Source organism: Sphingomonas sp. BK580, from assembly GCF_014194975.1.
Lineage (GTDB): Bacteria > Pseudomonadota > Alphaproteobacteria > Sphingomonadales > Sphingomonadaceae > Sphingomonas.
Window position 1 is genome coordinate 560,824 of record NZ_JACIAY010000002.1, and the last position, 18,692, is coordinate 579,515.

10 protein-coding genes are annotated in these 18,692 nt (G+C 70.1%); 7 read left to right on the forward strand and 3 right to left on the reverse strand.

Going from position 1 to position 18,692, the window contains the following annotated elements:
• Positions 1–68 precede the first annotated feature (68 nt).
• Both FHY05_RS06015 and FHY05_RS06020 read left to right on the forward strand, forming a co-directional pair.
• Entirely contained in the window at positions 69–686 is a 618-nt protein-coding gene (locus FHY05_RS06015; RefSeq protein ID WP_183943455.1) for a TetR/AcrR family transcriptional regulator, read from the forward strand.
• Between the two features lie 284 nt (positions 687–970).
• Positions 971–1,396, forward strand: coding sequence for a hypothetical protein (locus FHY05_RS06020; RefSeq protein ID WP_183943456.1), 426 nt, complete (start codon positions 971–973; stop codon positions 1,394–1,396).
• Positions 1,397–1,593: 197 nt separating this feature from the next.
• On the opposite strand, the gene FHY05_RS06025 is transcribed toward FHY05_RS06020, so the two are convergent.
• Together FHY05_RS06025 and FHY05_RS06030 are read right to left on the reverse strand one after the other, a co-directional pair.
• Positions 1,594–3,888 (reverse strand): GH92 family glycosyl hydrolase, encoded by a 2,295-nt coding sequence (locus tag FHY05_RS06025; protein ID WP_409321616.1) that lies wholly within the window; start codon positions 3,886–3,888, stop codon positions 1,594–1,596.
• Positions 3,889–3,971: 83 nt separating this feature from the next.
• Entirely contained in the window at positions 3,972–4,925 is a 954-nt protein-coding gene (locus tag FHY05_RS06030) for an ROK family protein (protein WP_183943457.1), read from the reverse strand.
• 223 nt (positions 4,926–5,148) lie between these two features.
• Between FHY05_RS06030 and FHY05_RS06035 the strand changes: the two genes are divergently transcribed.
• From FHY05_RS06035 to FHY05_RS06050, 4 genes are all read left to right on the forward strand, one after another.
• Positions 5,149–6,330 (forward strand): ROK family transcriptional regulator, encoded by a 1,182-nt coding sequence (locus tag FHY05_RS06035; protein WP_183943458.1) that lies wholly within the window; start codon positions 5,149–5,151, stop codon positions 6,328–6,330.
• A gap of 205 nt (positions 6,331–6,535) precedes the next feature.
• On the forward strand, positions 6,536–9,670 hold the full coding sequence (locus FHY05_RS06040; RefSeq protein WP_183943459.1) for a TonB-dependent receptor: 3,135 nt from the start codon (positions 6,536–6,538) through the stop codon (positions 9,668–9,670).
• Positions 9,671–9,699: 29 nt separating this feature from the next.
• Positions 9,700–12,048 (forward strand): GH92 family glycosyl hydrolase, encoded by a 2,349-nt coding sequence (locus FHY05_RS06045; RefSeq protein ID WP_183943460.1) that lies wholly within the window; start codon positions 9,700–9,702, stop codon positions 12,046–12,048.
• A gap of 61 nt (positions 12,049–12,109) precedes the next feature.
• The gene (locus tag FHY05_RS06050) at positions 12,110–14,440 is read left to right on the forward strand and encodes a GH92 family glycosyl hydrolase (protein ID WP_183943461.1); all 2,331 of its coding nucleotides are present in this window, start codon (positions 12,110–12,112) and stop codon (positions 14,438–14,440) included.
• Positions 14,441–14,859: 419 nt separating this feature from the next.
• On the opposite strand, the gene FHY05_RS06055 is transcribed toward FHY05_RS06050, so the two are convergent.
• The gene (locus FHY05_RS06055; RefSeq protein ID WP_183943462.1) at positions 14,860–17,199 is read right to left on the reverse strand and encodes a GH92 family glycosyl hydrolase; all 2,340 of its coding nucleotides are present in this window, start codon (positions 17,197–17,199) and stop codon (positions 14,860–14,862) included.
• Positions 17,200–17,348: 149 nt separating this feature from the next.
• On the opposite strand from FHY05_RS06055, the gene FHY05_RS06060 reads away from it, so the two are divergent.
• Positions 17,349–18,683: an AarF/ABC1/UbiB kinase family protein gene (locus tag FHY05_RS06060; RefSeq protein ID WP_183943463.1), complete on the forward strand. Its 1,335-nt coding sequence runs from the start codon at positions 17,349–17,351 to the stop codon at positions 18,681–18,683.
• The last annotated feature ends 9 nt before the right edge of the window (positions 18,684–18,692 follow it).

Genomic DNA, 18,692 nt, shown 5'->3' on the forward strand with positions numbered 1-18,692 from the left:
TCTGACGGGACGAGCCGAGCCGTGGCGGCCTAGACGCGGCGTTGCAGGCACATTACATACCGGCCGTTATGGAATCGACCGCCACCGTCTGCTCCGCCGTGAAAGGCCGTCCGCGCGAGTTCTGCACCGAGCAGGCGCTCGCCGCCGCGCTCGGCGTCTTCTGGACCAAGGGTTATGAGGGTGCGTCCATGGCCGACCTCACCTCGGCGATGGGGATCACCAAGCCCAGCCTCTACGCCGCCTTCGGCAACAAGGAAGCGTTGTTCCACAAGGCGCTCGACCTCTACGAGGCCGAGAAGCTCGCCTATACGCGGGAGGCGCTCAACCAGCCGACCGCGCGCGCCGTGGCCGAACATTTCATGCGCGGCGCCATCGAGGCGCAGTGCAATAGCGGCGGCCCCAAGGGCTGCATGGGCGTGATCCACGCGACCGCCTGCGGCGACGAGCAGCAGTCCATCAAGGACGACGTGATCGCGCGCCGCGCCTCGTCGCAGAAGGCGCTGGTCGAGCGGTTCGAGCAGGCGCAGCTGGCCGGCGAGTTCCCCGCGCACATCACGCCGCAGGCACTCTGCCAGTATCTCTACGCGATCCTGCAGGGCATGGCGGTGCAGGCCGGTTCGGGCGCGACCCGCGCCGAGCTCGAGCAGGTCGTCGACACCAGCCTGGCGATGTGGCCGACGCGCTGAGCGGCTCGTAAGAAAAAACACTACCGACCGGTACATAAAGCGTTGACGTCCCCCGGAAGGCTTTCTATACCACACAGTATAGAAACGGCGGTGACGCTCCGGCGGCACCTTCACCGGAGGGACGCCGCGATGGCACGACCGCTCACCCACGACCCAGCGACCTGATCGCCGGCGCGGCGGCGCGTCCAGCGCGCGGCACTTTCGCTCTAGACTGACACGGCGCTCTCGCCCCGGTTCTCCGGCGGGTGGCATGCGCCCCGCATACTCCGAAGGGGAGAGACGACATGGCCTTCATCGATTTCACGTCCGCCATCGGCGGTGCCGCCGCGCTCACTGCCGAGCGCCACCTCGCGCCGGCCCCCGTCGCGCCGACTGCCGAGCCCGAGGTCACCGCCGACCGCGCCGCGCTGAGCGCGCTCGAGTGGCTGGTGGTGTCGCTCGCCCGGCGTGACCGGCTCTCGTCGCTGCGCGAGCCTGGCCGTATCGCGGTGGCGATGGGCGTGCTGTTCGGCAAGCAGCCCAACCCGCGGCTCGCCGATCCCAAGCTGGAGGCGCTGCGCCGGCTCGCGGTGCACGCCTGGCACCAGGGCTTCGCGGTGCCGGTGAGCGCGGTGAAGAGCTTCCTCGCCGCGGGCTATACCAACGACCATTATGAGCTGCTGCTCGCCAGCATCAGCAGCGCGCGGCTGCGCCGGCCCGAGCGCCGCTGAGCGGCTGTGTGGCGGTGAGGGCGGGCTGGCGGGGAGCCGGCTGGCCGTCGTCCCGACGCGTGCAGCGTCGTCGCTCCCTCTCGCCGCCGCCCCGGCCTTGAGCCGGGATCCAGGGCGCCGCGTCCACATCCGACCGGCGCCGCGCGGGGACGGATCGACGCCGGCCCAGCGCCGGGATGACGAGGGGGCCGCGTCCCTCAGCGCGTCGTCGAGAACGGCCGCGCCGCGCGCCCCGCGCCCCACGCCTTGTTGGGTCGCGCCGTCATGGTGAAGCGCAGTTCGCCGCCGGCGCGCAGTTCCTCGTCCCCGATCCAGCTGCGCGTCAGCGGCTTGCCGTTGAGCGCCACCGCGCCGACGTAGCGGTTCGCGTCCGACAGGCCGTCCGCGACCACCGCGAAGCTCTTGCCGTCGGGCAGCCGCAGCGTCGCGCGGGAGACGAAGGGGCGACCGATCACATATTGGTTGCTGCCCGGCGCGACGGGGTAGAAGCCGAGCGCGGTGAAGACCAGCCAGGCCGACATCTGGCCGAGATCGTCGTTGCCGCTCAGGCCCTCGGGGCTCGCGTGATATTGCGTGTCGACGATCTGCTTGAGCCGCTCCTGCGTCCGCCACGGCGCGCCGGCGTAATTGTAGAGATAGGCGACGTGGTGGCTGGGCTCGTTGCCATGGATGTACTGCCCGATCAGGCCCGCGATATCCTCGGCATGGCTGTAGTCCAGTTTGGAATTGTCATAGTCGAACATCGCGTCGAGCTTGGCGATCGCCTTGCGGTCCCCGCCGAGCAAGCGGAAGAGCCCGGCCTGGTCCTGCGGCATGAACCAGCTGTACTGCCAGGCATTGCCCTCGGTGTAGTCGGAGCCGTAGTTGATCGCGGTTGGATCGAACGGCGTGCGGTAGCTGCCGTCGCTCCTGCGCGCGCGCAGCCAGCCCGTCCTGACGTCGAAGCTGTTGCGCCAGTTGGTCGCGCGTCGCTCGAAGCGCTGCGCCACGTCGGCGCGGCCCAGCGCGCGCGCCATCCGCGCGATGGTCCAGTCGTCGTAGGCATATTCGACCGTCTTCGACGCTGCCTCGGGCTCGCGGTCGATCGGCACATAACCCAGCTTCACATAGTCGCCGAGCCCGCCGTACGCGGCATAGTCCGCGCTGGCGACCATCGCGTCGAACGCGGCGTTCGCGTCGAAGCCGCGGAAGCCTTTGAGATAGGCGTCGGCGATCACCGGCACGGCGTGATAGCCGATCATCGTCCAGGTCTCGCGTCCGGCGAACTGCCATACCGGCAGGATGCCGTGCGGGCTGTAGCGCTGGCTGTCGACCAGCGAGCGCACCACGTCGTTCGTGGTCTGCGCCGGCTGCACCAGTGTCAGCAGCGGGTGCTCGGCGCGGAACGTATCCCACAGCGAGAAGGTCGAGCGGAAGGTATAGCCCTCGGCTTGATGAACCTGGTCGTCCGGGCCGCGGTAGCGCCCGTCGGCGTCGCTCCACACGCTCGGCGCGATCAGGCTGTGATAGAGCGCGGTGGCGACGATCGTCCGGGTCGGCGCGGGCGCCTCCAGCTCGACCGCGCCGAGCGCCGCGTCCCAGGCGGCGCGGGTGCGCGCCAGCGTGGCGTCGAAGTCGCCCGGTTCCGCGTCGAGGTTGGCGACGGCGCCGGCCTCGTCCACCCCCGATAGCGCGACTCGGACCTCGAGCGGACGGTCGAGCGCGCCGAAGTCGAGCCGCGCCTCGAGCTGCTTGCCGAGCGCCTCGGCGAGCGCGTCGCTGCCGCGGCCGGGCGCCTGGAAGCCCTTGTAGGGGATGTCAGCGTCGCGATCGACCAGGGCATGGCCCGCGAGCGGCGCCGAGAAGCGCATCGCGAAGAACAGCTTGCGCCCCGGCGCCCAGCCGCGCGTCGCGCGGAAGCCGGTCAGCGTCCCATCGGCGCGCAGGTGGAGCCCCGACCACAGCACCTTGCCCGGGTAATCGTAGAGCGAGCGGCGCAGATCGAGGATCAGATGCGCCGCCTTGCCCGCCGGGAAGGTGTAGCGGTGCACGCCGACGCGCGTGCCCGCGGTCATCTCGGCGCGCACCTGCGGTGCGTCGAGCGTCACCGCATAATAGCCCGGGCGTGCCACCTCGCTGGCATGGTCGAAGCGCGAGCGGTAGCCCGGCGCCGCGGGCGTGCCCGGGTCCATCGCCACCGCGTCGCCGCTGACCGGCATCACCAGCACGTCGCCGAGATCGGAATGACCCGCGCCGGAGAAGTGCGTGTGGCTGAAGCCCTCGATGGTCGGGTCGTCGTGGCGATAGCCGGCGGCGTGCGCGTAGCACTCGCGGATGACGCAGCTGGTGTCGGTGTCGGGCGACAGTTGGACCATGCCGAACGGTGCCACCGCGCCGGGGAAGGTATGGCCCTCGCCGCCGGTGCCGATGAACGGGTCGACCGCGTCGATCGTGCGCGCACCGCCGGGCGCGGGCGCCGACTCGCGTGCAGGGGCGGGGGCCTGCTGCGCCACGCCGGGTGCGGCGAGCAGCGCGAGCGCGGCGCTGCCGGCGGCGAGACGATGGCGGGCGGCCGGGCGGGGGCGCGCGGCGCGGCTCACAGCATCGCCTCCGCCTCGATCCGCGCGGCGACGTCGGCCGCTTCCTCGAGCGCATCGGCGGCGAGCGCGATCGCCCCGAGCGGGCCGGCGCGGTCACCCAGCGCGGGCAGTACGATATAGCCGTCGTGCGGCAGCTCCATGTAGCCCGCCAGGCTGGCCTCGAGCCGTGCCGCGATCCGCGGCAGCAGGTGCGGCTGCTTGACCGGCATGCCGCCGCCGATCGCGATCCGCAGCGGCCCGGTGCTGCCCACGAGCGCGTGGCACATCGCCGCGAGCGCGTCGACGATCGGCTCCCACACCGGGTCGTCGGGGCCGACCGTCGCGACGTCGCGGTCGCCGAGGCGCAGCCGCAGCGCGCTGCCGGAGGCGAGCCCCTCGACGCAATCGTCGTGGTAGCGGCAGGCGCTGGGCGCATCGTCGCCGCGTCCCCGCGGCACGCGGATATGGCCGATCTCGCTGTGGCCGAGTCCGCGGGTCGGCCGGCCGTGCACCACCAGCCCCACGCCCACGCCGGTGCCGACCGTGACATAGGCGAAGTCGTCGAGCCCACGGCCCGCACCCCAGCGCATCTCGGCGAGCGCCGCGCCGTTGACGTCGGTGTCGAACCCGGTCGGCAGACCGAGCGGAACCGCGACCGTGCCGAGCACGTCGGCGTCGCGCCAGCCGGGCTTGTTCGTGGCGAGAACGTGGCCGTACCGCGGCGCGGCGCGATCGAGGCACACGGGTCCGAACGAGGCGACGCCGACCGCGGCGAGGCCGTGGCGCTCGCGCCAGCCTGCCAGCACCGCCGCGAGCGCGGGGAGCGTCTCGTTCGGGGCGAGCGTCGGCAGCGTCACCTGGTCGAGCACCGCCTCGGGCGAATGCGCCAACGTCGCGACGCATTTGGTGCCGCCCAGCTCCACGCCGGCGAGCGGCGCGCGCGCTGCCGGCCCGTCCGCCTGATATCGCATCGCCCTCTCCCCCGTCCCTCAACCGTCGCGCGTGAAGGCCGCGCGTTGATCCCTAAACCTGGGGGGTTTAGAACATCAAATTGGATAATTCAAATTCGTCGTGCTGGTCGTTCCTGCTTGCGATGCGCGGCGAAAGGCGCTGTGAACGGAAGCGGTACCAGAGCAGGGGGGATGACAGGATGCGACGATCCGCGACGGGACGGACCGCGACGGGGCGGACGGCGTGAGCGGGGCAGCGCCGCGCCTGTCGGGCACCAATCTCGAGCGCGCCGCCGATCACAACCAGCGGGTGACCCTCCACGCGATCCGGGTCGGCGGCTCGCTGACCCGAGTGGAACTCGCGCAGATCACCGGGCTGACCGGGCCGGCGATCGCCAACATCACGCGGCGCCTGCTGCAGGACGGGCTGATCCAGGAGGCCGGGCAGCGTCGCGGCGGGCGCGGCCAGCCGCCGACCAAGCTCGAGGTCAGGCGCGATGCCTGCTACTCGATCGGCGTCAACGTCGATCGTGACCATATCACGCTCGTGCTGGTCGATTTCGCCGGCGAGACGCTGGCGCGGCGGTCGGAGGAAGTCGACTTCGCGCTGCCCGACGACGTGCGCGCCTTCTATCGCCGCTCGATCAAGCCGATGCTGCGCGGTGCCGGGGTCGATCCGGCCAAATTGGTCGGGCTCGGCGTGGCGGTGCCCGACGATCTCGGCTCGGTCGACCTGCCCGGTCGTCCCGCGACCTATGACGCGTGGGAGCGGGTCGATATGCCGGCGCTGTTCGCCGAGCCGCTGGCGCTGCCGGTGTTCGTGGAGAATGACGCCGCCGCGGCGGCGACCGGCGAGATGCAGCTCGGGCGCGGGCAGCGGCTCAGCAACTTCTTCTATATCCTGATCTCCTCGGGGCTCGGCGGGGGCGTGGTGAGCGACGGCGTCTACGCCCGCGGCGCACACGGGCGCAGCGGCGAGCTCGGCTTCATGCTCGCGGCGGGAGAGGACGGCGCGCGCGAGCAGGTGCAGAAACTCGTCTCGCGCTCGGGGCTGCAGGAGCATCTCGCGCGCGACGGTTTCGCCATCGCCGCCGCGCTCGCGCCGGACGCGAGCGAGGCCGCGCGCGCGAGCGTCGACGCCTGGCTCGACCGCGCCGCGCGGCGGCTGTGCACCCCGCTCGACGCGATCAGCTGCCTCATCGACCCGGCCGCGGTGCTGATCGGCGGGCGACTGCCCGCGACGCTGGTCGAGTCGCTGGCGGCGCGGGTCAACGCGCTGCTCGGCGCGGTCACCAACGCGCCGGCGGTGGCGCCGGTGGAGCGCGCCGCGCTGTCGGAGGACGCGCCGGCGGTGGGCGCGGCGATCCTGCCGTTCAGCCACTTCCTCCTGCCGAAGCCCGGCGCGCTGTGGAAGGCGGTCGACTGAGGCCACGCTTGAAACAGCCTGTTCGCAAAGGTTTGCGCGAACGTTCCCAACCCTTCCATTTGACAATTTGCTTTTGCTATTGTCAGATAATGATCGAGATCACCGCTCGGCATGAGGGGTGCGGCGCGCCGCGGCGCGCGGGTGGCGGTCGGTCGAGGGACGCGGCGGGGCAACGAATCCCGCCGCGATGAGGAGGGATGGAGATATGCGAGGTTTCACCACTCAAGCCCGGTCGCGCGCGCCGCTGCGCCGCCGGATGCCGCTGCTGCTGGCAGGCGTGAGCCTGGCCGCGGGGATCGTCGGCGGCGCGCAGGCGCAGCAGACCAGCCCCTCGACCGCCGCCGGCGCGCAGGCCGAGCAGGCCGACAAGGCGCCCGACCAGACGACCGTCCCGGCGCCGTCGAGCAACACCGGCGAGGTCTCCGCGCCCGCCGCCAACAGCACGCTCGACAGCCCCGGCCAGCTCCAGGCCGACGCCGCCGACTCCGCCGCTGACTCGGGTGCCGCGGGCGGCGGCGACATCGTCGTCACCGGCTATCGCCGCTCGATCGAGCAGAGCCTCAGCCGCAAGCGCGAGGCCAACGCCTTCGTCGACGTGATCACCGCGGAGGACGTCGGCAAGTTCCCCGACAAGAACGTCGCCGACTCGCTCCAGCGCGTCCCCGGCGTGATCATCGACCGCGACGGCGGCGAGGGCAGCCGCGTCAGCATCCGCGGCCTCGGCGCCGACCTGACGCTGACCGAGCTCAACGGCAATTTCATCGCCGGCGCGGACAGCGACAATCCGTCGCGGTCCTTCAACTACTTGCTGCTGCCGTCGACGCTGATCGGCAGCGTCGAGGTGTTCAAATCCTCCGAGGCGCGGCTTGACGAGGGCGGCGTCGGCGGCGTGATCATTAACCACACGCGCGTGCCGTTCGACCTTGAGCCGTGGTCGGGCACGGTCTCAGCCGAAGGCACCTACGCCGACGTGACGAAGAAGACCGAGCCGAACGTCTCGGGGCTGTTGTCGTGGCACAACGAGAACAAGACGCTCGGCTTTCTCGTCGGCGCGACGTACCAGGAGCGCACCAACCGCACGCTCCGCGCCAACGCCGACAGCTATCACTGGTGGACCAACGACCGGACGAAGACGCCCGCGGTCGACGTCAACGGCAATCCCTACGCGAACGATTCGGCGATCGACTATTGGAACGACGGTGACGGCGGCGGGCAGCAGACGCTGGGTGGTCAGACCTTCGACGGCTATTGGGCGCCGCAGTCGGTCAGCGAGACGATCGAGGACCAGAAGCGCAAGCGCCTCGGCATCCAGGCGACGATGCAGGCCAAGCCGTTCGACAATCTCGAGATCACCGCCAACTACTTCCGCTTTCAACTCGACGGCGACTATACCAGCAGCACGATCAAGATCCCCGAATGGGGCTATGGCAAGTTCTTCACCGGCGGCACGCTCGACAAGAGCGGGACGATCCTGACGAGCGCGACCTTCCAGGTACCGCCGGAGGGCACTCTCTGCCGAGCGGTCACGCAGGACAACAGAACTCCCTGCACCATGGAGACTCCTGCGCCGCAGGACACGCTGGTGCGCGAGCGCAGCGTGTCGAACACCTATGACGTTCATGCAAAATGGAACGTCGATCACCTCAACGTCGATGTCGTCTTCGGCAAGACGCGCGCGACGGGTGGTCCATCGTTCCAGTTCTATGCTCAGGCCAAGCCGCGCAATGGCACCGTCAATGGCAACAGCCTGAGCGCGTGGAACTACACCAAGCAGTCGATCGCTATGAACTTCTCGCCCGACATCATCCAGAACATGCTCAACGGCGTGGCGCAGATCGATCTCGGATCGACCGGATCGGGCTTCACCAACAGCTCGATCTCGCAGCGTTACGCGCAAGTCGACGTGACCCGCAGCTTCGACTCGCCCTTCCTCGCCTCGATCCAGGCGGGTGCCAAGTGGCGTGACGGTCGGGTTCATCGTGAGACCGGCCGCTTCGAATGGTATTCTGACGCCGCCAATACGCTGCGCTTCCAGGACACGGCCGGCGGGGCGCTCGCGCTCCCCGAGATCTTCTATCCCAACTCTCTCGGCAACATCGCCGGCGGTTTCGAGACGAGTGCTTTCCCCGCGATCAACATCGCCAACTACATCGATTACCTGAACCGAACGTATAGCGGTCCGGTGCGCGTTCCGGAGCCGCAGAACGTCTACGACATCGAAGAGAAGATCTGGGCAGGTTACGCGCAAGCGAACTTCAAGACCGAGACGGTACGAGGCAACATCGGCCTCCGCGTCGTAAATACGAAGCAGAGCGGCGTTTCGACCGACGCATTGATCTATGAGAACGAATATTGCCGGAACGGCCCCGGCGGCGCCTTCGATCCGAACAAGCCCGTCGGTGCGGATGGCAATTGCGACGTCATTCCCGAGAATCAACGGCAGCTGCGTGTCTTCAGTCAGAATTCGGAGACGAAGAGCTACACCGATTTCCTGCCCAGCTTCAACATTTCCTGGGAGGTGATCCCCAACCTGCTGCTCCGCGCGGCAGCGTCCAAGGTGATCAGCCGCCCAGGCTACAATGATCTCGCCGCGGCGCGGTCGCTGACCTTCAATTCGGACGCTTTCACCTTCGATCGCGCGGAGTTTGGCGCATTGCCGGGCTGGTTCGGCAGCGGCGGTAACTTCAACCTGAAGCCGTTCAATGCCTGGCAGTATGACGCCGGCGCGGAATGGTATTTCCATCCCGGCTCGGTCGTCGGTTTCACGCTGTTCCGTAAGGACGTGAAGGACTTCGTCGTGCCCGTCGTGATCGATCTCCCGCAGGAGGTCGCGGGCGAGACCGTGACGGTGCAGCAATATTCGACTCAGGCAAACGGTTCGAGCGCGGTGTCGCAGGGCGTCGAGGTCTATGCGCAGCACACGCTTGATTTCGGCCTCGGCGCTCAGGTGAACTTCACGTATAACGACACGTCGACCGCCGATGTCTCGCTCAACGGCGTCAAGCTCGGCACGTCGGAGTTGGTCAACAGCGCCAAGACGCAGCTGAATGCCTCCGTGTTCTACGAGCACGGCCCTGTGCTGCTGCGTGCCTCATACAACCGGCGCGGTGAGGTCGTGCGCGGGCTGCTGTCCGGCATCAACGCCTATGACGACCCCTATGAGCAGGTCGATCTGAACGCGGCGTTCGACGTGATGCAGAACGTCCAGATCACCGCCTCGGTGATCAACCTCACCAAGTCGGAGCAGCGCCGCCATCTCGGCAACGACACCAAGGACCGCTTCGTCTCGAACGAATATGCCGGCCGCCGCGTCTATCTCGGCGCCGCCTTCAAGTTCTGATCACATTTGACGTCTCAGGGAGAGTGAACATGGCAAGCGCGCAGCGCCGGGGCATCATCGCGGCGCTGTGCGCCTCCGCCATGATCCTCTCCCCCGCGGCGACGGTGGCGCAGGACGCGCCGCCGGCGTCGGTCGACCTCGTCAACCCGCTGATGGGGACGGACAGCAGCTACGAGCTGTCCTACGGCAACACCTATCCCGCGATCGCGGTGCCGTTCGGGATGAACGCCTGGACGCCCGTCACCGGCAAGATGGGGAACGGCTGGGGCTACACGTACAGCGCCCACAAGATCAACGGGTTCAAGCAGACGCACCAGCCGAGCCCGTGGATGAACGACTATGCCGCCTTCGCGCTGCTGCCGATGACCGGGGCGGTGAAGGCGAAGGAGGAGGAGCGTGCCTCCTGGTTCAGCCACAAGGCGGAGGAGAGCCGCGCCTGGGGCTACAAGGTCTATCTCGCCGACTATGACGTCACCACCGAGATCGTGCCGACCGCGCGGGCCGCGCACTTCCGCTTTACCTTCCCCGAGACCAAGGACGCGCACGTCCTGCTCGACGGCTATGCCGGCGGCTCGATGGTCTCGGTCGACCCGGCGCGGCGCCGCATCACCGGCTATGTCAGCAACAACCACGGCGGCGTGCCGGCGAACTTCCGAAACTGGTTCGTGGTCGAGTTCGACAAGCCCTTCACCGTCAGCCAGACCTTCGACGGCCAAGGCACGCTGACCGCGGGCCGCCGCGCCGAGGGCGATCACGTCGGCGCGGTGATCAGCTTCGCGACCAAGAAGGGCGAGCAGGTCGGCGCGCGCGTCGCCTCGTCGTTCATCAGCGCCGAGCAGGCGCAGCGCAACCTCGACGGCGAGATCGGCCGCGACACGTTCGACCAGACCAGGGCCAAGGCGCGCGCCGCCTGGTCGGCCGAGCTCGACCGCATCAAGGTCGACGACCCCGATCTCGACAACCGCCGCACCTTCTACTCGGCGCTGTGGCGCATGCTGCAGTTCCCGCGCGAGTTCCACGAGCGCGGCGCGGACGGCCGGCTGATCCACTACAGCCCGTACGACGGCAAGGTCCACGACGGTCCGCTCTACACCGACAACGGCTTCTGGGACACGTGGCGCGCGGTCTTCCCCTTCTTCGCGCTGATGTATCCCGAGCGCGACGGCGAGATCATGCAGGGGCTGGTCAACACCTACAAGGAATCGGGCTGGCTGCCGGAATGGGCCAGCCCCGGGCACCGCAGCGTGATGATCGGGTCGAACTCGGCCAATCTGATCGCCGACGCCTATCTCCACGGCGTCCGCGGCTTCGACGCGAACACGCTCTACGAGGCGATGGTCAAGAACGCGACCACCTCCGAGGGGCGGCCGCGCGACAAGAGCGGCAAGGTGCTCAGCGCCGTGGGGCGCGAGGGCGTCGAGCTCTACAACCAGCTCGGCTACGTCCCCTATGACGTCGGCATCAACGAGAATGCCGCGCGCACGCTCGAATATGCCACCGCCGACTTCTCGCTGTCGCGCATGGCGGCGGCGCTCGGCAAGACCGACGACGCGAGGAAATACGCCGAGCACGCGCAGAACTACCGCAAGCTGTTCGACCCGCAGAGCGGCTGGATGCGCGGCCGCAACAGGGACGGCAGCTGGTCGGCCGCGTTCAGCCCGTACAAATGGGGCGACGCCTTCACCGAGGGCAACTCGGTCCACTACAGCTGGTCGGTGATGCAGGACGTGCAGGGCCTGATCGACCTGATGGGCGGCGACCAGAAGTTCGTGGCGCGGCTCGATTCGGTGTTCTCGACCCCGCCGATCTTCGACGACAGCTATTACGGGCAGGTGATCCACGAGATCCGCGAGATGCAGATCGTCGACATGGGCCAGTACGCGCACGGCAACCAGCCGATCCAGCACATGATCTACCTGTACGACTGGGCCGGCGCGCCGTGGAAGGCGCAGTATCACGCGCGCGAGGTGATGCGGAAACTCTACTCCGCCGCGCCCGACGGCTATCCCGGCGACGAGGACAACGGCCAGACCTCGGCCTGGTACGTCTTCTCCGCGCTCGGCTTCTATCCCGTCACGCCGACGGTGGGGCAATATGCCATCGGCAGCCCGCTGTTCCGCCGCACCAGCGTCACCATGCCCGGCGGCAAGGTGCTAACGATCGAGGCCGAGAACAACAGCCGCGACAACGTCTACATCCAGTCGGCGACGCTCAACGGCACGCCCTACGCCAGGCCGTGGCTGTCGCGCGAGGCGCTCCAGGCCGGCGGCACGCTGCGCTTCGTGATGGGGCCGACGCCGAACAAGCGATGGGGCACCGCCACGGCGGACCGTCCCTTCTCCATGAGTGCGCCCGGCGGGGCGCACAGCGGCGGATGAGCCCGCATGAGGCCGTCGCGCGGAACCGCGCCGCTCCGACCGATCTGACGAAGGACCCGAGATGACCACCACCCGCCGCGAGGCGCTCGCCTCCGCCGCCGCGCTCGGCCTGGCCGGCGCGCTCCCCGCCGCCGCGCGCGCGCAGGGCGGCGTGGCGCCCGCCGCCGCCGCGCCCGACCTGTTCATCGGCACCGGCGGCCACGGCCACACCTTCCCCGGGCCGACCATGCCCCACGGCATGGTCCAGCTCGGCCCCGACACCGACAACACGCGCTGGGACTCCTGCTCGGGCTACCACCGCACCGACACGTCGATCATGGGCTTCAGCCACACGCATCTGTCGGGCACGGGCATCGGCGACATGCTCGACGTGCTGGTGGTGCCGACGCGCGGGCCGGTCCAGCTCCAGCCCGGACCGCTCAGCGACCCCGACCAGGGCTATCGCCAGCGCTTCTCCGACGAGCATGCCGAGCCGGGCTATTATCGCGTCCGGCTCGAGAGCGGCGTCCTGTCCGAGCTGACCGTCACCGACCGCACCGGCTGGCATCGCCACAGCTTCCCCGACGGCCCCGCGCACATCCTCGTCGACTTCGCGCACATGGTCCTCGACGTGTGGGACAAGGGCGTACTGGTCGACGAGGCGTCGCTCCAGCTCGATGCCGACGGGCTGCTCACCGGCAGCCGCCGCGTCCACCGCTGGGCGAAGGGGCGGCGCATCCACTTCGCGATGCGGCTCTCGCGCCAGCCCGACCGGGTCCAGTTCTACGGCGACGACGACCGGCCGCTGCCCGCCGGCGCGCGCGCGGCCGCCGGTGCCAAGCTCAAGGTCGCGCTGTTCTACGACCAGGCGGGCGGCGCCCCGATCCTGATCAAGACCGGCATCTCCGCGGTCGACGTCGCCGGCGCCAGGCAGGCGCTGGCCGAGGAGGCGCCCGGCTGGGACTTCGACGCCACCGCCACTGCGGCGCGGCGGCGCTGGGCGCGCGAGCTCGACTCGATCAAGGTGGCGGGCGCCACCCCGGCCGAGCGCACGATCATGGCGAGCGGGCTGTACCATTGCCTCGTCGGGCCGACGCTCTTCACCGACCGCGACGGCCGCTACGTCGGGCTCGACCGCCAGGTCCATAGCGTCCCCGCGGGCGAGGCGGCGTACAGCGCCTATTCGCTGTGGGACACGTATCGCGCGCTCCACCCTTTGCTGACGCTGGTGAAGCCCGAGCAGGCGGGGCTGCTGACGCGCGACCTCGTCCGGCAGACGGTCGAGAGCCCGTACGGGCCGCCGGTCTGGCCGCTCCAGGGGGTCGAGACGGGCACGATGATCGGCTGGCACGCGGTGTCGGTGATGGCGGAGGCGTGCGCCAAGGGGATCAAGGCCGATTACGCCGCCGCCTGGCCCAACCTGCGGCGCCGCGCGTTCGACCGCGACTTCAAGGATTCGGACAGCTCGCTCGGGCGCGGCTGGTACATGGATCTCGGCTTCGTGCCGGCGGACAAGACGTGGGAGTCGGTCAGCCGCACGCAGGAATATGCCTATGACGACTGGGCCGCGGCGGTGATCGCCGAGGCCGCGGGCGCCACCGCCGACGCCGCCGCGCTGCGCCGGCGCGCGCGCAACTGGCGCAACGTGATCGACCCGTCGATCGGCTTCGCGCGCCCGCGCTTCGCCGACGGCAGCTGGTGGAAGGACTATGACCCGATCCAGCTCGGCCACGCGCCCGAGAAGCAGCGCGACTATACCGAGGCCAACGGCTGGCAGGCGACCTTCCTCAACCAGCACGACAGCTACGGGATGATCGAGCATTTCGGCGGCGACGCCAAGTTCATCGCCAAGCTCGACGCGCTGTTCAGTGCGCCCTCGACGCTGCCCAAGAACGCGCCGCCCGATATCTCGGGGCTGGTCGGCCAGTATGCGCACGGCAACGAGCCCGACCAGCACGTCGCCTATCTCTACGCCTTCGCGGGCGCGCCGTGGAAGACCCAGGCGATGGTGCGGCGGCTGTGCGACGAGATGTACAAGGCCGATACCGACGGCGTGATCGGCAACGACGATTGCGGCCAGACCAGCGCCTGGTTCGTGCTGAGCTCGCTCGGCTTCTATCCCGTCGATCCGGTCAGCGCGGTGTATGTGTTCGGATCGCCGCTGTTCGACGCGGCCGAGCTGGACCTGGGCGGCGGGCGCCGGCTGCGCGTGCGCGCGATCGGCAACGCGCCCGACCGGCCCTATGTCCAGTCGGTGCGCTGGAACGGGAAGCCGTGGACGCGCAACTGGATCGCGCACCGCGACCTGGTGAAGGGCGGCACGCTCGAGTTCACCATGGGCGCCGCGCCGTCGCGCTTCGGCACCGCGCCGGCGGACCGGCCGCCGTCGTTCGGGCGCATGGCGCGCGGGTGAGCGTCAGGCCTCCTCGCTGACGGCGTGCCCCGGCGCAGGCCGGGGCCCAGGTGGGTAGGTCGGCGTGAGAGTCCCCGCCGTTACGCAACTGGGCCCCGGCCTTCGCCGGGGAACAGGCTGGTGGCGGTCGATTGCCCCGCTCGTGGCCGTGTCGTGCTCCTCCGCACGCAGGAGTCCAGGGTGGCAAGCGTCGCCCTTCGTGGCCCTGGGTTCCTGCGTTCGCAGGAACACGGGGGGTGCCCCAAACGCACCGCCCCGGCGCACGCCGGGGTCCAGGTGCGAAGATCCTCGCAGGAGCCGCGCGCGTCCCCGACTGGACCCCGGCGTCCGCCGGGGTGGCGGCGGGGAGGCGCGGCGTTCCGACTACCACCGTCGTCACCCTCCCGGGACCAGCACCGACTCGCCGCTTCGCTCCGCACCTACCGCGGCATCGGCGTCAGCGTCGGCGGCGCGTCGGAGAGCGCGCTCCCCCACGCCTTGTTGGGGGTCGGCCCCATGACCAGCTCGAGCCGCGCGCCAAGCTTCACGTCGTCGTGGCGGAACCACGCCTTGGTCCAGGGGCGGCCGTTGAGCGTCGCCGACTGGATGTACGGGTTCGCCGCGCCGTTGTTCTTCGCCACGATCTCCAGCACCTTGCCGTTGCCGAGCGTCACCGCGGCGCGGTCGAACACCGGGCTCGCGAGCATATAGACGTCGCTCGACGGATCGACCGGGTAGAAGCCCAGCGCGGTCAGCGCGTACCACGACGAGGTCGCGCCCTGGTCGTCCATCCCGGGATAGCCGAAGCCCGAGGCGTCGCTGCCGTAGAGCGTGTCGAGGATGCGGCGCGTCAGCGCCTGCGTCTTCCACGGCTGGCCGCCCCAGGCGTAGAGGAAGGGCGCGTGCTGGTCGGGCTGGTTGCCCTGGACGTACTGGCCGACCATCCCGGTGCAGTCGCGACAGATCCCCCTGGGCGTGTAGGGGGTGGCGAAGAAGCGATCGAGCTTGGCGTTGAACGCCGCACGCCCGCCGAGCGCGCCGGCGAGCCCGCCGACGTCGTGCGGCACCAGCCACAGCGTCGACCAGCCCGACGCCTCCTTCATCATGAAGTTGTAATAAGGCTCCTGCGGGTCGAACGGCGCGATCCACTTGCCGTCCTCCGTACGACCGCGGACGAAGCCGGTGCGCTTGTCGAACACGTTGCGCCAGTTGGCGGCGCGGCGGCGGAACATGGCGGCATCGTCGCGGCGGCCGAGCCGCTCGGCCAGCTCGGCCATGGCGTGATCGTCCCAGGCATATTCGAGCGTGGTCGCCGCGCCGGCCTTGCCGCCCGCATAGGGCGGGCTCGGGTTGCCCGCGGGCACCTCGTCCGAGATCCAGCCGCGGCGCATGTACTCGGCGAGATAGCCGCGCGGCCCGGCGGGGTCGGTGGCGTTCTTGCGCATGAACTCATAGGCAGCGGCATAGTTGAACGGGATGCCGCGCCGCATCGCGCCGAGATACAGGAACACCGCATTGTCGCCGTGGAACGAGGTGTTCATGAAGCCGCGCTCGCGCGCCATGTCGAGCTCGGACGCCATGATGTCCTGCACGACCTGGGGCTCGAGCAGCTCGAGCAGCACGATCTGGTTGCGCCCGGTATCCCAGAACGGCACCGGGCCGTAGCGGTCGTGCGTCGCGGTCTGCACCGTGCCGTTGCTGTCGGCGAAGCGCTCGCCCTTGCGCGCGATCAGTCGCGGGCTGGCGAAGGACTGGAACAAGGTGGAGTAGAACAGCCGCCGCTGCTTCTCGCTGCCGCCGCTCACCTGCACGCGGTCGAGCAGCCCCGACCAGGCCGCGCGCGCCGCGCGGCGCATGCCGTCGAAGTCCCAGCCCGGGCTCTCCACGCGCAGCCGCGCCTCGGCGTCGGCGTAGCTCGCGCCGTGCGCGATCTTGACGAGCACCTGCTCGCCCGCGCGCGTGGTGAAGTCGGCGTAGGCGCCGGCGAACCCGCCCTCGATCGCGCGCGCGTCGGGCATCACGTCCGCGCCCCCGATGCCATAGCCCTGACCCCCGCCAGGTGACTTGCGGAACGTGCCGAAGCGCTTGAACGGCTTGGAGAAGACCGCGACGAAATAGCGGCCGTCGCGCGCGTCGTGATCGTCGTCGGCGGTGGCGGCGCCGCGCACGGTCCGGTCGTTGACCACCTCGATCGCGCCGCCGCGGCGGTTGAGGTTGAGGATCAGGTGCGCTCGTTCGGTCGCGGGGAAGGTGAAGCGCATCAGCCCGGTGGCGCGGCTCGCGGTCAGCTCGGCCCTGACGCCGATGCTGGTGAGGTCGACGGCGTAATAGCCCGGCGACGCCACTTCCTTCGTCTTGTCGTAATAGGCCTGGGTCGAGGCCGGCGGCACGGTCCAGTCACCCACCACGGGCATGACGAAGGGCTGCGCGCGCCCGCCATAGGTCGGCCCGCCGCCCGCGGTGAAGCCGATCATCGTCGGGTTGCTGTAATAATAGGGCGTCGCGACGCCGGTGGGATAGCTGAGCGGCACGTTGACGTTGACCGGCGCCGCCTCGACCGCGCTGTGCGGCAGCCGCGCGCCGGGCGAAGTGATGCCCGAATAGGTCGGCTCGCCCGGCGGCGGCGCGTTGCCGATCAGCTCGGGGCGGTCGAGCGGCGCGGTGCCGACGCGCGGGTCGGCGAGGTCGACGCCGGAGCGGCTCGCCTGCTGGCCGAAGCCGCCGCTCGCTGTCAGCGCCGCGAGCGCCACCGCACCCGCCCATGTCGTCGCCCGCCGCATCGTCCGTCTCCCACGCGCCGTGTGATCCGCTGCCACCCGGCTATGGTTCTGATTAGACGGATAAACCAATTTGGTTGTCAATGGTGTGCGTGGCCGCGTGCACCCGAATGCCGCGCCCGGCCGTTGCACGCGCGCGAAGGAGTGAGCGGATGGTGGACGAGCGCGGGCGGGCGGTGCCGAGCGGACGATGGTCGCGGCTGGGCGGTTTCGGCAAGCTCGCGGGCGGCGTCGCCGGCGGGGTGATCGCCGAGGGCGCGCGACGGCTGGCCACGGGCGAGCGGCCGCGCATGAACGAGCTGCTGCTCACCCCCGCCAATGCCGCGCGCGTCGCCGACCAGCTCTCGCAGTTGCGCGGCGCGGCGATGAAGCTGGGGCAGATGATCTCGATGGACGCGGGCGACGTGCTGCCGCCCGAGCTCACCGCGATCCTGGCGCGGCTGCGCGAGAATGCGCATCACATGCCGCCGGCGCAGCTCGACCGCGTGCTGGCGCAGCAATGGGGCGAGGGGTGGCGAAAGCGCTTTCGCCACTTCCAGGCGCACCCGATCGCGGCGGCCTCGATCGGTCAGGTCCATCGCGCCGAGCTGCGCGACGGGCGCGTGCTCGCGATCAAGGTGCAATATCCCGGCGTGGCGGAGAGCATCGACGCCGACGTCGACAATGTCGCGACGCTGCTGCGCGTCACCGGGCTGCTGCCGCGCGAGCTCGACCTGCGCCCTTTGCTGGAGGAGGCCAAGCGCCAGCTGCGTGAGGAGGCCGATTACGCGCGCGAGCTGGCCATGCTCGAGCGCTATCGCGGCCTGCTCGGCGACGATCCCGCCTATGTCCTTCCCGCGGCCGAGCCGGCGCTGAGCACCGGGCGCGTGCTGGCGATGGACTTCGTCGCGGGTGCGCCGGTCGAGACGCTCGCCGAGGCGCCGCAGGAGACGCGCGACACCGCCGGCGCGGCGCTGGTGCGGCTGGTGCTGCGCGAGCTGTTCGACTGGGGCGTGATGCAGACCGACCCGAACTTCGCCAACTATCGCTGGCAGGCGGAAACCGGACGACTGGTGCTGCTCGACTTCGGCGCGGCGCGCCCCGTCCGTGCGGAGACCCGCGCGGGCTATCACCGGCTGCTGATGGCGGGGCTCGACGGCGACCGCGCGCGCGTGCGCGAGGCGGCGCTCGCCGCTGGATTCCTGGGCAGCGCGGCGGTGCAGCGCCACGGCGCGGCGGTCGACCGCATGATCGACGTGATCCTGACCGAGCTCGGCCGGCCCGGCCTGTTCGACTTCGGCGACCGCCGCTTCGTCGGCGTGATCCGCGAGGAGGCCACCGCGGTGGCGCGCGACCGCTCGACGTGGCACCTGCCGCCGGTCGACACGCTGTTCGTCCAGCGCAAGGTGAGCGGCACCGCGCTGCTGTGCGCCCGGCTCGGCGCGCGGGTCGAGGTGCGCGCGATGGTGGAGCGCTATCGCGGCGCGGACGCGGCGGCGATGGGGTAGGCCGGCCCG